Here is a 13,017-nt window from a genome sequence, read left to right as displayed (position 1 = left end):
AGCCCCTTTCATTCCGGCCCGGGTCGCCTCAGACCCCGGCCGGGGTCCCGGAGCCCGTCCGGGGTCCCGGAGCCCGTCCGCCCCCGCTGGAAGAACAGCACCCCCAGCCCCACCGCCAGCCACACCGCCCCCACCAGCTGCGCCGCCGGGGAGGCCTCCGCGATCACCGCGACCGTCACCGCCGCCCCCAGCACCGGCACCACCAGGTGCCTGCCCCAGCTCGGCGGACCCTCCATGCGCCGCACCACGAACCATCCCACCACCGACGCGTGCAACAGGGTGAACGCCACCAGCGCCCCCACGTCCACCACCGAGACCAGGTGGTCCAGTCCGGCGTCGCGCCGGGCCGCCCACACCGCCGCGACCAGCGTCACCGCGGCCGCCACCAGCAGCGCCACCCTCGGCGTGCCCCCCGAGGTCCGGGCCAGCACCCCCGGCAGCCGCCGCTCGCGGGCCATCGCGAACAGCAGCCGCCCCGCCGCCGCCTGCCCGGCCAGTGCCGCGAACGCAGCCCCCACCGCCTTGCTCACCGCCACCAGGTCGTGCAGCCAGCCGCCCACCGACGCCTCGACCACCGTGTAGAACGCCGGCCCCTGCGCCCCCGGGTCCGCCGCCAGCTCCGCCGACGGGAACGGGGCCAGCAGCGCCGCCAGGTACGTCTGCGCCACGAACAGCACCCCCGTCAGCGCGAGACAGAACAGCACCGCCCGCGCCACCCGCGCACCGCCCCCCGTCACCTCCTCCGCGAACGAGGCGATCGCGTCGAAGCCCAGGTACGACAGCACCGCCACCGACACCGCCCCCGCCACCGCCGCCGTCGAGAACCCCGCAGAGCCGTCCCCCGTCAGCGGCGACAGCCAGCCGCGCCGCGCCCCGTCCCGCACCAGCACCGCCACCGCCGACACCAGGAACACCAGCAGCACCACGATCTCCGCCGCCAGCACCGCGAACCCCACCCGCGCCGCCACCCGCACCCCCCACAGGTTCAGCACCGTCGTGACCCCCACCGCCAGCGCCGTCCACACCCACCGCGAGACCTCCGGCACCAGCGCGTTCATCGCGATCCCGGAGAACAGGTACGCCACCGCCGGGATGAGCAGGTAGTCCAGCAGCGCCATCCACCCCGCGACCATCCCCGGCCCCTCGCCCAGCCCCTTGCGGGCGTAGGCGAACACCGACCCCGCCAGCGGGGCCACCCGCACCATCTGCGCGTACGAGAACGCCGTGAACCCCATCGCGACCGTCGCGCAGAGGTACACCAGGGCCACCGCCCCGTGCGACCTCGCGTCCAGCGTGCCGAAGACCCCCACCGGCGCCATGGGGGCGATGAAGAGCAGCCCGTAGACCACCAGGTCGCGGAACCCCAGGCTCCGTCGCAGCGCCGCGGGCGCGGCCGTACCGGGATCCACCGTGGCTGCCATCGTTCCTCCGGGGGGGGGCGGTGGGGACGGACGTTCGCCCCAGTCTCTGCCGGACGGGGGACCTCCGGCCTCCTGGAGCCCCCCGTACGATGGAGCGTATGACTGCCCCCGCACCCGCCTCCCGCCGCGTCCTGCTCGCCGCCCCGCGCGGTTACTGCGCCGGCGTGGACCGCGCCGTGATCGCCGTCGAGAAGGCCCTCGAACAGTACGGCGCCCCGGTCTACGTCCGCCACGAGATCGTGCACAACAAGTACGTCGTCCAGACGCTGCAGAAGAAGGGCGCCATCTTCGTCGAGAAGACGGAGGAGGTCCCGCCGGGCAACATCGTCATGTTCTCCGCCCACGGCGTGGCGCCCGTGGTGCACGAGGAGGCGGCGCGCGGCAGGCTCGCGACCATCGACGCGACCTGCCCGCTGGTCACCAAGGTCCACAAGGAAGCGATCCGCTACGCCAACGAGGACTTCGACATCCTCCTCATCGGCCACGAGGGCCATGAGGAGGTCATCGGCACCTCCGGCGAGGCCCCCGACCACATCACCATCGTCGACGGCCCCGACGACGTGGCCAAGGTCGAGGTGCGCGACGAGTCCAAGGTCGTCTGGCTCTCCCAGACCACCCTCTCCGTCGACGAGACGATGGAGACGGTCGACGCGCTGAAGACGAAGTTCCCGCTCCTCGTCTCCCCGCCCAGCGACGACATCTGCTACGCCACCTCCAACCGCCAGGCCGCCGTCAAGGCGATGGGCGCCGACGCCGACCTCGTCGTGGTCGTCGGCTCGAAGAACTCCTCGAACTCCATCCGCCTCGTCGAGGTCGCCCTGGACGCCGGCGCCCGCGCCGCCCACCTCGTCGACTTCGCGAGCGAGATCGACGAGGCCTGGCTGGAGGGCGTCACCACCGTCGGCCTGACCTCGGGCGCCTCGGTGCCGGAGGTGCTCGTCGAAGAGGTCCTGGAGTGGCTGGCCCAGCGCGGCTTCGCCGACGTGGAGATCGTCAAGACGGCCGAGGAGTCGATCACCTTCTCGCTGCCGAAGGAACTGCGCCGCGACCTGCGCACCGAGGCGGCCGAACTGGTGGCGGAAGGCGCGGACGAGTAGCCCGTACGGCGGCGGGTTCGTACGGTGAGTCCATGCAGATCTTCGGTGTGGACATCGGCGGTACGGGGATCAAGGGCGCTCCCGTGGACCTGGACCGCGGCGAACCGGCGCAGGAGCGCCACAAGGTACTGACACCACATCCGGCCACCCCCGAGGGGGTGGCCGGAGGCGTTGCCGAGGTCATCCGCCACTTCTCCTGGGAGGGGCCCATCGGCGTCACCTTCCCCGGAGTGGTCACCCACGGCGTGACCCGGACGGCGGCCAACGTCGACAAGGCCTGGATCGGCCTCGACGCGGCCGCCCTGCTCTCCGAGAGCCTCGGCGGCCGCCCCGTCACCGTCCTCAACGACGCCGACGCGGCCGGCGTCGCGGAGATGACGTACGGGGCCGGGCGCGGGGTGCCCGGCACGGTCCTCCTGCTCACCCTGGGCACCGGCATCGGCAGCGCCCTCTTCCGCGACGGCCGGCTCGTGCCCAACACCGAGCTGGGCCACCTGGAGCTCAAGGGCCACGACGCGGAGACCCGGGCCTCGGTGAAGGCCAAGGAGGACGGGGACCTCAGCTGGGAGCGGTGGGCGCGCCGGCTGGACAAGTACCTGGCGCACGTCGAGATGCTCTTCTCCCCGGACCTCCTCATCCTCGGCGGCGGCGTCAGCCGCAAGCCGGAGAAGTTCGTGCCCCTGCTGACGAACGTCCGGGCGCAGATCGTCCCGGCGAAGCTCCAGAACAACGCCGGCATCGTCGGCGCGGCGATGGCCGCGCGCGACGGCCTCACCCGGTAGCCCCTCAGTAGGCGGCGCTGCTCCGGCCCCGGCCCCTGCCCCCGCCGCCGCCGGTCCGGCGGGCCGCGGCGGCCCGGGGGGGCCCCCCCGCCCCGGCCCCCCCCCCCGGCGGGGGTGTCGGGGCGGGGGGGGCCCCGGGCGGCCGTCGGATTCACGTTCGGGCAATGTCCCGTTCAGGTAATCCCCTGCCAATCGGGTGACCGATGCGGCAGGATCACCAGATGGAGCACGCACGCGATCTCACGCTTCTGCCGAAGGCCCACCTGCACCTGCACTTCACCGGCTCGATGCGCCCGTCGACCCTGCTGGAGCTGGCCGACAAGTACGGCGTCCGGCTGCCGGACGCCCTGACCGCCGGGGAGCCGCCCAAGCTCCGGGCCACCGACGAACGCGGCTGGTTCCGCTTCCAGCGGCTCTACGACGCCGCCCGCTCCTGTCTGCGCGAGCCCGAGGACATCCGGCGCCTGGTCCGCGAGGCCGCCGAGGAGGACGTGCGGGACGGCAGCGGCTGGCTGGAGATCCAGGTGGACCCCACCTCCTACGCCCCGCTGCTGGGCGGCATGATCCCGGCCGTCGAGATCATCCTCGACGCCGTCGACGCGGCCTCCCGGGAGACCGGCCTGGGCATGCGGGTGCTGATCGCCGCGAACCGCATGAAGCACCCCCTGGACGCCCGCACCCTCGCACGGCTGGCCGTCCGCTACGCCGACCGGGGGATCGTCGGCTTCGGCCTCTCCAACGACGAGCGGCGCGGCATGGCCCGCGACTTCGACCGGGCCTTCGCCATCGCCCGTGACGGGGGCCTGCTGGCGGCCCCGCACGGCGGGGAGCTCACGGGCCCGTCCTCCGTCCGCGACTGCCTCGACGACCTGCACGCGTCCCGCATCGGGCACGGCGTGCGGGCGGCCGAGGACCCGCGGCTGCTGAAGCGGCTCGCGGACCGGCAGATCACCTGTGAGGTCTGCCCCGCGTCCAACGTCGCACTCGGCGTCTACGAGCGGCCCGAGGACGTCCCGCTGCGCACCCTCTTCGAAGCCGGGGTGCCGATGGCGCTGGGCGCGGACGACCCGCTGCTCTTCGGATCGCGGCTGGCGGCCCAGTACGAGATCGCCCGCCGCCACCACGCGTTCACGGACGCGGAGCTGGCCGAGCTGGCGCGCCAGTCGGTGCGGGGTTCGGCGGCGCCGGAGGAGGTCAAGGCGAAGCTGCTGGACGGGATCGAGCACTGGCTCAACGGGTGAGCCGCAGGTCCCCTTCGTGGCAGTCGGCCCGTACCCGGCGACCGTCGGGGAAGCCGATCTCCAGGTGGGTGCGGCCCTGCTCGGGCAGGGCGAACTCGGCGACCGATTCGACGGTCTGGCCGAGGTGGCGCAGGAACGGGTGGTCGCCGAGGTCCTCGCCGACCTCGATCCGGCCCCACTCCCCCAGGTCGTAGGGCTCGTGGGGCGGGGTGGACTCGACGATGAGGCACTGGTCGGACCCGGTGGTGATCCGGGTGGACTCGCCGGCGCTGTCGATCAGCCAGACGTCGAGCGGGGCCTCGGAGCGTTCGCCCTCGCAGATGTGCCAGGAGGCGACGACGCGGCTGATCTGGCGTCCCACGAGGCGCGTGGGGTCCGTACCGGCCCCGTGCAGGGGGCAGTTCATCTCAGAGGCGGACGCCGACCGTCACCGGCTCGTTGACGAGGGTGACGCCGAAGGCCGCGTGGACCCCGGCGACGACCTCGCGGGCCAGGGCCAGCAGGTCCTCGGTGGTGGCCCCGCCGCGGTTGGTGAGGGCGAGGGTGTGCTTGGTGGAGATGCGGGCGGGTCCGGTGCCGTAGCCCTTGGTGAAGCCGGCCTTGTCGATCAGCCAGGCCGCGCTGGTCTTCGTACGGCCCTCGCCGGCCGGGTAGGCGGGCGGGGCGGTGTCGGCGCCGAGGCGGTCCTGGACGCGGCCGAGGAAGGCGGCGTAGGCCTCGTCGGTGAGGATCGGGTTGTGGAAGAAGGAGCCGGCGGACCAGGTGTCGTGGTCGGCGGGGTCGAGGACCATGCCCTTGCCGGCGCGCAGGCGCAGGACGGTCTCGCGGGCGGTGGCGGCGGGGACGCGGTCGCCGGCCTCGACGCCGAGGGCGCGGGCCGTCTCGGGGTACTTGATCGGGGCGGAGAGGCCGCCCGCGTCTTCCAGGGCGAAGCGCACGCGCAGGACGACGTAGCGGTCGGGCTGGTCCTTGAAGAGGCTGTTGCGGTAGCGGAAGGCGCATTCGGCGGCGGTCAGGGTGACCGTCTCGCCGGTGGTGCGGTCGTAGGCGACGACCTCGGTGATGGTGTCGCAGACCTCCTGGCCGTACGCCCCGACGTTCTGGATCGGGGTGGCGCCCGCGGAGCCGGGGATGCCGGCGAGGCATTCGATGCCCGCGAGGCCGGCTTCGACGGTGCGGGCGACGGCGTCGCTCCAGTTCTCGCCGGCGGCGAGTTCCAGGGTGGTGCCGTCGAGGGTGAAGCCGGTGGTGGCGATGCGCAGGGCGGTGCCGTCGAAGCCCTCGTCGCCGATGACGAGGTTGCTGCCGCCGCCGATGACCAGGAGCGGGGTGCCGCTCGCGTCCGCGGCGCGGACGGTTTCGACGACTTCGGCGTCGGTGTGTGCGGTGACCAACCGGGCCGCGGGGCCGCCGAGGCGGAAGGTGGTCAGCGGGGCGAGGGGGGCGTCGTGGAGTTCCTGCACGTGGACAAGAGTACGGTCCGTCCCCCTCGCTTCCCGGCGGGGCACTCAGTGGCCCCGCTTCCGCTCGTCCTGCCGTCCGCTCTCCTCTGCCAGGCGCCGCTCGGCCTCGGCCCAGCCGAGGGGGAGCTCGCCGGCGGGGACGGTCCAGAAGGTGAAGGCGGATTCCCTCATGTACGCGCTGGCGGCGCGGGAGCCGGAGCGGTGGGGCTCGCTGCGGGCGAAGCGGTAGAGGGCGTCGCGGTCCTCCCAGGCGGAGAGGGTGAGGAAGGTCCGGCTGAAGACGCGGGCGCGGAGGGCGGCGCCGTGGGCGCCGGGGGCCTTGCGGATCTGGGCGATGATGCCGGGCGCCTTGAGGAAAAACCTGAGGGCGCCGGCGAGGGTGTCGGTCTCGAAGCGGGAGGCCATGACGTAGACCTCGGCGTCGGGGGCGGGGGCGGTGGGCGTGGTCCAGGGGATGTCGGGCATGGCGGGGCTCCTTCGTCGCTGGCGGTTCGGTCGTGGTGCGGGGTGGTCTCGTGCGGGGTGCTCCTCGTGCTCGCCGCCCGGCGTGCGGGGTGCCGGTCGGCTGTGTCCGGGTCACGTATGCCGTGAGGGGCTCTGCCGCCTTGCGGGCCGGCCACACCGCCGAGGGGGTGGATCAGTGGGCGGCCGGGATCTTCGCCGCGAGCGCGGCCGCGGTGGCCGGCGCCTGCCCCGACGTCGCCCGGGCCGGAACCAGCAGGGCCAGGGCGGCGGCCAGGGCGACGGCGCCGGCGCCGATCCACAGGGCGGGGACGGTGCCGTCGGTGAAGGTCTGCGGGCTCCGGTAGCCGCCGCGGGCGGAGAAGACGGAGGCGAGGACGGCCACCCCGAGGGCGCCGCCGACCTCGCGGAGGGCGTTGTTGGTGCCGGAGGCCGTCCCCTGGTCGCCGGGGGCGACGGTGGACATGAGCACGTGGCTCGCCGGGGCGAAGTACAGGGCCATGCCGATCCCGCTCAGGACGAGGGCCGGGAGCTGGGCCGCGTAGGAGACCCCGGGGCTCAGGACGAGGGCGAAGCAGGCGAGGCCGAGCGCCTGGAGGGCCAGTCCGGCGACGACCACCGGGCGGCCGCCGATCCGGTCGGAGAGGATCCCGGCGAGCGGGGCGACGACGATCCCCATGCCGGTCCAGGGAAGCATGCGCAGGCCGGCCTCGGTGGGCGAGTAGCCGGCGACGCCCTGGAGGAACTGGCTGAGCAGGAAGATCGACCCGAACATGCCGAGGTACATCAGCAGGCCGGCGAAGTTGATCCCGAAGAAGCCGCGGTCGCGGAAGAGCCGCATGGGGAGCACGGGGTTGGCGTTGCGGAAGCCGTGGTGGACGAAGACGCCGACGAGGGCGCTGCCGGCGAGGAGGCCGGTGAGGACGGGAGCGCTGGTCCAGCCGTGGGCGTCGGCGTTGACCAGACCGTAGACGATGCCGAAGAGGCCGCCGCTGACGAGGAGGGTGCCGGGGACGTCGAGGCGGGCGTCCGGGGCGGTCGACTCGGCGAGGCGCAGGCGGGCGAGCGGGATGAGGGCGAGGCCGATGGGCACGTTCAGCCAGAAGATCCACTGCCAGGAGATGTGCTCGGTGAGGCTGCCGCCGATGAGCGGGCCGGAGGCGATGGCGAGGCCGGTGACGGCTCCGTAGATGCCGAGTGCCGTGCCGCGCCGGGCGGCGGGGACGGCGGCGGTGAGGAGGGTGAGGCTGAGCGGCATCATGACGGCGGCTCCGGCGCCCTGCACGGCGCGGGCGGCGATGAGCCGGCCTGTCCCGGGCGAGAGGGCGGCCGCGGCGGAGGCGGCGGTGAAGACGGCGAGGCCGGCGGTGAAGAGGCGGCGGCGGCCGAAGCGGTCGCCGAGCGCGGAGCCGAACATCAGCAGGACGGCGAAGGTCAGGGTGTAGGCGTTCACCGTCCACTCCAGGTCCTCCAGCTTTCCGCCGAGGTCGGCGCGGAGGGCGGGCAGGGCGGTGGTGACGACGAGGTTGTCGAGGGCGGCCATGAAGCCGGCGGCGCCGGTGAGGACGAGGGCCCAGACCGCGGACGGTCCGAGTTTCTGCTGGGACACGGTTCCCCCTGGAGTCGGCTTTGCCGGTCATTGCTTGTTAGTTATTGCTGACTAACTTTTGTGGACAGGAAGACGCGGGGCCGCGCGGGCCCCGTTCCTCACGCCGTGCGGTCCCCGGCCGGGCCGGACACCGCCCCGGCCGCCTCGTCGACGTCGGCCGGGAAGCCGTTCCAGATCCGGTGGCCCGGCGGGAACCCCATGGCGGACAGGGTGTTGATGAGCATCCCCTGCGCCATGAAGGCCGTGACCTCCCGGTCGTCCCCGCCGAGCGGGATCCGGACGGTGTCCCACAGCTCCAGCCAGCCGGCCCGTACGAGCTCGCCGAGCTCGTGGTCGCCGGCGGCTTCGGCCGCGGCCACGGTGACGTACATCTGCAGCTGCATCTGGAGCATCGCCGGCTCCTCGGCGATCAGCCGGACGTACGCCTCGCCCATGGCGGCGCGGGCCTCCTCGCCGTGCAGCCCGTCGGCGGCCTCGGCGAACACCCTGCGGGTGTTCTCCAGGCAGCGGCCGGCGGCGGCCAGGAAGATGCCCCTCTTGCCCGGGAAGAGGCGGAAGAGGTACGGCTGAGAGACCCCGACCCGTTTGGCGATCGCCTCGGTGGAGGTCCCGTGGTAGCCGCCGCGCGCGAACTCGTGGATCGCGGCGCGGATGACGCTCTCGCGCCGCTCGTCCGCACTCATCCTTGCCATGCATGGAAAGTTAGTACTCAATCACTAACTAAGTCAAGGGTGCCCGGACACGGGGGCGCGGGGGTCTCCCCCCGCGCCTCGGCCCGTCGGGCGGGCGGCGGCCGGTCAGGCCAGCCTGACCACCGCGCGGGACATGCCCAGGACCTTCTGCCCGGCGCTCATGGCCGTCAGGTCGACCCGTACACGGTTGTCGTCCAGCTTCTGCGCCACCTTGGCGGTGACCTCGATCAGGGCGCCCTGGTCGTCGTTCGGGACCACGACCGGCTTGGTGAAGCGGACGCCGTACTCGACGACCGCGCCCGGGTCGCCGACCCAGTCGGTCACGACGCGGATCGCCTCGGCCATCGTGAACATGCCGTGCGCGATGACGTCCGGCAGCCCGACCTCCTTGGCGAACTTCTCGTTCCAGTGGATCGGGTTGAAGTCGCCCGAGGCGCCGGCGTAGCGGACGAGCGTGGCGCGGGTCACGGGGAAGGACGCGGCAGGGAGCTCGGTGCCGACCTCGACCTCGTCGTAGTGGATCTGCGCGGTCATCTCAGGCCTCCTCGGGGGCGCGGGACACGAGCTTGGTCCACGCGGTGACGACGTGTTCACCGGACTCGTCGTGGACCTCGCCGCGGATGTCGATGATGTCGTTGCCGGCGAGGGACTTCACGGCCTCGATGGTGGAGGTGACGGTGAGCCGGTCGCCCGCGCGCACGGGGCGGACGTAGGCGAACTTCTGGTCGCCGTGCACGACGCGGCTGTAGTCCAGGCCCAGCTGCGGGTCCTCGACCACCTGGCCCGCCGCCGCGAAGGTGATGGCGAACACGAAGGTCGGCGGGGCGATCACGTCCTGGTGGCCGAGCGCCTTGGCGGCCTCGGGGTCGGTATAGACCGGATTGGCGTCGCCCACCGCGACCGCGAATTCACGGATCTTCTCGCGGCCGACCTCGTACGGCTCGGTGGGCGGGTACGTCCGCCCCACGAAGGTCTGGTCGAGTGCCATGGCTCACTACCTCCTGTTGAAGGGGCTCCGGATCAAGGAACCGGTGCGGAAACGACACGAGGCCGCCCCCTGGAAGGGGACGACCTCGTGAAGGTGCCTATGCGGAGACTTCGCCAGTGATTAGCGGGTCTCGCGGTGCGCGGTGTGCGAGTTGCAGCGCGGGCAGTGCTTCTTCATCTCCATGCGGTCCGGGTTGTTACGCCGGTTCTTCTTGGTGATGTAGTTCCGCTCCTTGCACTCCACGCAGGCCAGCGTGATCTTCGGGCGGACGTCGGTGGCAGCCACGTGAGTGCTCCTTGACGGACTATGGGACGGATGAACGCATAAAAGAGTAGCCGATCGGGAGACCGACCCCGCAATCGGCTACTGGGTGTGGTAGCGGCGACCGGACTTGAACCGGTGACACAGCGATTATGAGCCGCTTGCTCTACCGACTGAGCTACGCCGCTTTGATGAGATCCGTTCCCCGCCCAAGGGCGGGGAACCTCTCTCACCAGAGCCCCAATGCGGAATCGAACCGCAGACCTTCTCCTTACCATGGAGACGCTCTACCGACTGAGCTATTGGGGCGAGCGAGGAAGACATTACACGGTTGCGCGCCGATCGCCCAAATCCTTTGGGGGGACTGGGCTCGGACGGCGCCCGCACGCCTTTCCCGCACGGCGCCGGGCGCCTCGCGGGCCGCTTTCCTGCCCTTTTGTGGCCGGGGTCACAGCCACACCGTGCGTCGGGGCCCGCCCCGGGGCGCACGCGGGGCACGGGAGCGCGCGGCCACCCGGCGGGCACCACACCGGTACGACTATTGCGCTCTTCCGCGAACCGGGGAGCCCCGCGCCCTAGGCTCTGAGCACGCTGCGTGATCTTGGGCCGCGGGCTGCGGCCACGGCACAGGAACCGCCCGAGCCACCGCAGGAGCGCGATGTCCGACAGCCAGCCGCAGCAGCCCTCCCCCGCCCCCCGCAAGCCCCCGGGCGGCACTCCGGGCGGCGCCGCCGGGGCCCCGGGCGGAACCCCCTCCGGGGGGCCGGGCGCCGGTCCGCCCAAGGGCTCCGCGGGCGGCCCCTCCAGGGGCCCGGGCGGTCCCGGCCGGCCCTCCGCCGGCGGGCCGGGCCGCACTGCGGCCGAGGGCCCCGCGCGCACCACGGCCGACGTCCCGGGGCGCACCCCGGCCCGCTCCCCCGGCGGTGGCGCCGCCCCCGAGACGGGGCCTCCGACGGGACTCCTGCTGACCGGGGCCCGGCTCACCGACGGGCGCACCGTCGACGTCCGGCTCAGCGGCGGCCGCATCCAGGCCGTCGGAACCGCGGGCAGCCTCCCGGCGCCCGCCCTGGCCCGGGTCGACCTGCGCGGCTACCTGCTCCTGCCCGCCCCGGCCGAGCCGCACGCCCACGGCGACACCGCCCTGACCGCCGACGGCGAGGGGCCGGTGTCGTACACCCGTGACGAGGTGCAGCGCCGGGCCACCGAGGCGGCCCTGCTCCAGCTCGGCCACGGGGCCACGGCCGTCCGCTCGCACGTCCGGATCGGCGACGTGCACGGGCTGGGGCCGATGGAGGCCTCCCTCCAGGCCCGCCGCTCCCTGCGGGGGCTCACCGACCTGACCACGGTGGCGGTCCCCCGGCTGCTGACCGGTGTGGCCGGGGCCGACGGGCTGTCGATGCTGCGGGACGCCGTCAAGATGGGCGCCTCGGTGATCGGCGGCTGCCCCGATCTGGACCCCGACCCGACGGGCTTCGTCGAGGCGGTCCTGGAACTGGCCGCCGAGCACGGCTGCCCCGTGGACCTGCACACGGACGGTGACGACCCCGGCCGGCTCGCCCGGCTCGCGGCGATGGCCGGGGGGCTGCGGCCCGGGGTGACCATCGGCCCCTGCGGCGGTCTGTCCCGGCTGCCGCTGGACGTCGCCTCCCGCGCCGCCGACCAGCTGGCGGCGGCCGGCGTACGGGTCACCTGCCTGCCGCAGGGCGACTGCGCCGCCCTGGAGCGCCGCGGCCTGCGCACGGCCCCGGTCCGCCTGCTGCGTGCCGCCGGGGTCCGGGTCGCCGCCGGGAGCGGCGCGCTGCGGGACGCGGGGAACCCGGTCGGGCGGGGCGACCCCCTCGAAGCCGCGTACCTGCTGGCCTCCCAGGGCGGGCTGCGCGCCGCGGAGGCCTACGACGCGGTCAGTGCCGCCGCCCGCGAGGCGATGGCCCTGCCGGAGGTGCGGGTGGAGGCGGGCTTCCCGGCGGAGCTGCTCGCCGTCCGCGGGGAGCGGATCGCCGGGGTGCTCTCGCTGGCCTACAGCCGGATCGTGATCCACCGGGGCCGGGTGGTAGCCCGGACGAGTGCCGTGCGGGAGTACTGCGACTCGGCGGTGGCGGTGGCCCTGGACCTGCCCCGGCAGGGCCGTGTGGAACCCGGCCCCTGAGGGCCCGGGCCGCGTTCGCGGGCGGCGGCGCCCGGGTCGTCGTACGGTCGGGACATGCGCATCGTCATCGCGGGTGGACACGGTCGGATCGCGCTGCGGCTGGAGCGCCTGCTCGCCGCGCGCGGGTACGAGGTCGCCGGGATCGTCCGGGATCCCGAGCAGGGTGCCGATCTGCGCGAGGTCGACGCCGAACCGGTGCTGTGCGACCTGGAGACGGCCTCCGTGGAGCACGTGGCGGGGATCCTCCACGGCGCGGACGTGGCGGTCTTCGCCGCCGGGGCCGGTCCCGGCAGCGGCCGGGCGCGCAAGGAGACCGTGGACCGGGGTGCGGCGGTGCTGTTCGCGGACGCCGCCGAACGGGCCCGCGTACGCCGCTTCCTGATGGTCTCGTCGATGGGCGCGGACTCCCGGCACGAGGGGGGCGAGGTCTTCGACGCGTACCTGAGGGCCAAGGGCGAGGCCGACGACCACCTGCGGACCCGGCTCGGTCTGGAGTGGACGATCGTGCGGCCCGGCGTGCTGACCGACGACCCCGGTACGGGGCTGGTCCGGCTGGAGGCGCACACGGGGCCGGGCAGCGTGACGCGCGACGACGTGGCGGCGGTCCTCGCCGAGCTGGTCGAGACACCGGCGACGGCGGGTCTGACGCTGGAGCTCCTGTCGGGCTCGACGCCGGTCCCGGTCGCGGTGAAGGACGTCGCCGGCAACTGAGGCCGTCCCGGTCCGGCCCTGCGGGGCGGCGCGGGGGGGCGGGGCCGGGGGGGGGGGCCCCGCCCGGGGGGGGGGCGCCGGGGGCGCCGGGGGCCCCCGCCCCCCGCCCCCCCGCCCCCTGCCCCGTTGGCCGCCCGGCCCCCC

Annotated in this window: 14 protein-coding genes and 2 tRNA genes; 5 read left to right on the top strand and 11 right to left on the bottom strand. The window is 74.0% G+C overall.

Annotated features, from left to right (window positions below; genetic code table 11):
- Nucleotides 1–8: 8 nt before the first annotated feature.
- Nucleotides 9–1,421: an APC family permease gene (locus WDV06_RS00975; protein WP_395507634.1), complete on the bottom strand. Its 1,413-nt coding sequence runs from the start codon at nt 1,419–1,421 to the stop codon at nt 9–11.
- Between the two features lie 89 nt (nt 1,422–1,510).
- On the opposite strand from WDV06_RS00975, the gene WDV06_RS00970 reads away from it, so the two are divergent.
- The 3 genes from WDV06_RS00970 to WDV06_RS00960 all read left to right on the top strand — a co-directional run bounded on the left by WDV06_RS00970 (nt 1,511) and on the right by WDV06_RS00960 (nt 4,541).
- Nucleotides 1,511–2,518 (top strand): 4-hydroxy-3-methylbut-2-enyl diphosphate reductase, encoded by a 1,008-nt coding sequence (locus WDV06_RS00970; protein ID WP_395507633.1) that lies wholly within the window; start codon nt 1,511–1,513, stop codon nt 2,516–2,518.
- A 32-nt stretch (nt 2,519–2,550) separates the two neighbouring features.
- Nucleotides 2,551–3,300, top strand: coding sequence for a polyphosphate--glucose phosphotransferase (ppgK, locus tag WDV06_RS00965; RefSeq protein ID WP_395507632.1), 750 nt, complete (start codon nt 2,551–2,553; stop codon nt 3,298–3,300).
- A 221-nt stretch (nt 3,301–3,521) separates the two neighbouring features.
- A complete protein-coding gene (locus tag WDV06_RS00960) occupies nt 3,522–4,541 on the top strand; it encodes an adenosine deaminase (RefSeq protein ID WP_395507631.1) in 1,020 nt (339 codons plus the stop codon).
- On the opposite strand, the gene WDV06_RS00955 is transcribed toward WDV06_RS00960, so the two are convergent.
- From WDV06_RS00955 to WDV06_RS00910, 10 genes are all read right to left on the bottom strand, one after another.
- Nucleotides 4,531–4,902: a hypothetical protein gene (locus WDV06_RS00955; RefSeq protein WP_395507630.1), complete on the bottom strand. Its 372-nt coding sequence runs from the start codon at nt 4,900–4,902 to the stop codon at nt 4,531–4,533. The genes WDV06_RS00960 and WDV06_RS00955 overlap by 11 nt on opposite strands.
- Nucleotides 4,903–4,948: 46 nt before the next feature.
- Nucleotides 4,949–6,004, bottom strand: a complete 1,056-nt coding sequence (locus WDV06_RS00950; RefSeq protein ID WP_395507629.1) for a UDP-N-acetylmuramate dehydrogenase — start codon at nt 6,002–6,004, stop codon at nt 4,949–4,951.
- 45 nt (nt 6,005–6,049) lie between these two features.
- Entirely contained in the window at nt 6,050–6,469 is a 420-nt protein-coding gene (locus WDV06_RS00945; protein ID WP_395507628.1) for a DUF3291 domain-containing protein, read from the bottom strand.
- 172 nt (nt 6,470–6,641) lie between these two features.
- A complete protein-coding gene (locus tag WDV06_RS00940; RefSeq protein ID WP_395507627.1) occupies nt 6,642–8,075 on the bottom strand; it encodes an MFS transporter in 1,434 nt (477 codons plus the stop codon).
- Nucleotides 8,076–8,173: 98 nt separating this feature from the next.
- Nucleotides 8,174–8,767, bottom strand: a complete 594-nt coding sequence (locus tag WDV06_RS00935) for a TetR/AcrR family transcriptional regulator (RefSeq protein ID WP_395507626.1) — start codon at nt 8,765–8,767, stop codon at nt 8,174–8,176.
- A 105-nt stretch (nt 8,768–8,872) separates the two neighbouring features.
- Nucleotides 8,873–9,301, bottom strand: coding sequence for a MaoC family dehydratase (locus WDV06_RS00930; protein WP_395507625.1), 429 nt, complete (start codon nt 9,299–9,301; stop codon nt 8,873–8,875).
- A gap of 1 nt (nt 9,302) precedes the next feature.
- On the bottom strand, nt 9,303–9,755 hold the full coding sequence (locus WDV06_RS00925; protein WP_042818570.1) for a MaoC family dehydratase N-terminal domain-containing protein: 453 nt from the start codon (nt 9,753–9,755) through the stop codon (nt 9,303–9,305).
- A gap of 120 nt (nt 9,756–9,875) precedes the next feature.
- Nucleotides 9,876–10,040: a 50S ribosomal protein L33 gene (gene rpmG / locus WDV06_RS00920; protein ID WP_007265873.1), complete on the bottom strand. Its 165-nt coding sequence runs from the start codon at nt 10,038–10,040 to the stop codon at nt 9,876–9,878.
- Nucleotides 10,041–10,128: 88 nt separating this feature from the next.
- Nucleotides 10,129–10,204 (bottom strand) — tRNA-Met (locus tag WDV06_RS00915).
- A gap of 48 nt (nt 10,205–10,252) precedes the next feature.
- Nucleotides 10,253–10,325, bottom strand: a tRNA-Thr gene (locus tag WDV06_RS00910).
- Nucleotides 10,326–10,674: 349 nt separating this feature from the next.
- Here WDV06_RS00910 and WDV06_RS00905 point away from each other — a divergent pair.
- Together WDV06_RS00905 and WDV06_RS00900 are read left to right on the top strand one after the other, a co-directional pair.
- Nucleotides 10,675–12,162, top strand: a complete 1,488-nt coding sequence (locus WDV06_RS00905; RefSeq protein ID WP_395507624.1) for an amidohydrolase family protein — start codon at nt 10,675–10,677, stop codon at nt 12,160–12,162.
- Nucleotides 12,163–12,216: 54 nt separating this feature from the next.
- The gene (locus WDV06_RS00900) at nt 12,217–12,873 is read left to right on the top strand and encodes an SDR family oxidoreductase (protein WP_395507623.1); all 657 of its coding nucleotides are present in this window, start codon (nt 12,217–12,219) and stop codon (nt 12,871–12,873) included.
- The last annotated feature ends 144 nt before the right edge of the window (nt 12,874–13,017 follow it).

The sequence above is a fragment of the Streptomyces racemochromogenes genome (genome assembly GCF_044129415.1).
Taxonomy (GTDB): Bacteria; Actinomycetota; Actinomycetes; order Streptomycetales; family Streptomycetaceae; genus Streptomyces; species Streptomyces racemochromogenes_A.
Note: the sequence above shows the minus strand (reverse complement) of the source record. Positions and strands in the feature narration are given on the sequence as shown.

Coding starts and splice junctions, on each gene's coding strand:
- WDV06_RS00975 (WP_395507634.1), bottom strand. CDS start 1,421: ATGGCAGCCACGGTGGATCCCGGTACGGCCGCGCCCGCGGCGCTGCGA.
- WDV06_RS00970 (WP_395507633.1), top strand. CDS start 1,511: ATGGAGCGTATGACTGCCCCCGCACCCGCCTCCCGCCGCGTCCTGCTC.
- ppgK (WP_395507632.1), top strand. CDS start 2,551: ATGCAGATCTTCGGTGTGGACATCGGCGGTACGGGGATCAAGGGCGCT.
- WDV06_RS00960 (WP_395507631.1), top strand. CDS start 3,522: ATGGAGCACGCACGCGATCTCACGCTTCTGCCGAAGGCCCACCTGCAC.
- WDV06_RS00945 (WP_395507628.1), bottom strand. CDS start 6,469: ATGCCCGACATCCCCTGGACCACGCCCACCGCCCCCGCCCCCGACGCC.
- WDV06_RS00935 (WP_395507626.1), bottom strand. CDS start 8,767: ATGGCAAGGATGAGTGCGGACGAGCGGCGCGAGAGCGTCATCCGCGCC.
- WDV06_RS00930 (WP_395507625.1), bottom strand. CDS start 9,301: ATGACCGCGCAGATCCACTACGACGAGGTCGAGGTCGGCACCGAGCTC.
- WDV06_RS00925 (WP_042818570.1), bottom strand. CDS start 9,755: ATGGCACTCGACCAGACCTTCGTGGGGCGGACGTACCCGCCCACCGAG.
- WDV06_RS00905 (WP_395507624.1), top strand. CDS start 10,675: ATGTCCGACAGCCAGCCGCAGCAGCCCTCCCCCGCCCCCCGCAAGCCC.
- WDV06_RS00900 (WP_395507623.1), top strand. CDS start 12,217: ATGCGCATCGTCATCGCGGGTGGACACGGTCGGATCGCGCTGCGGCTG.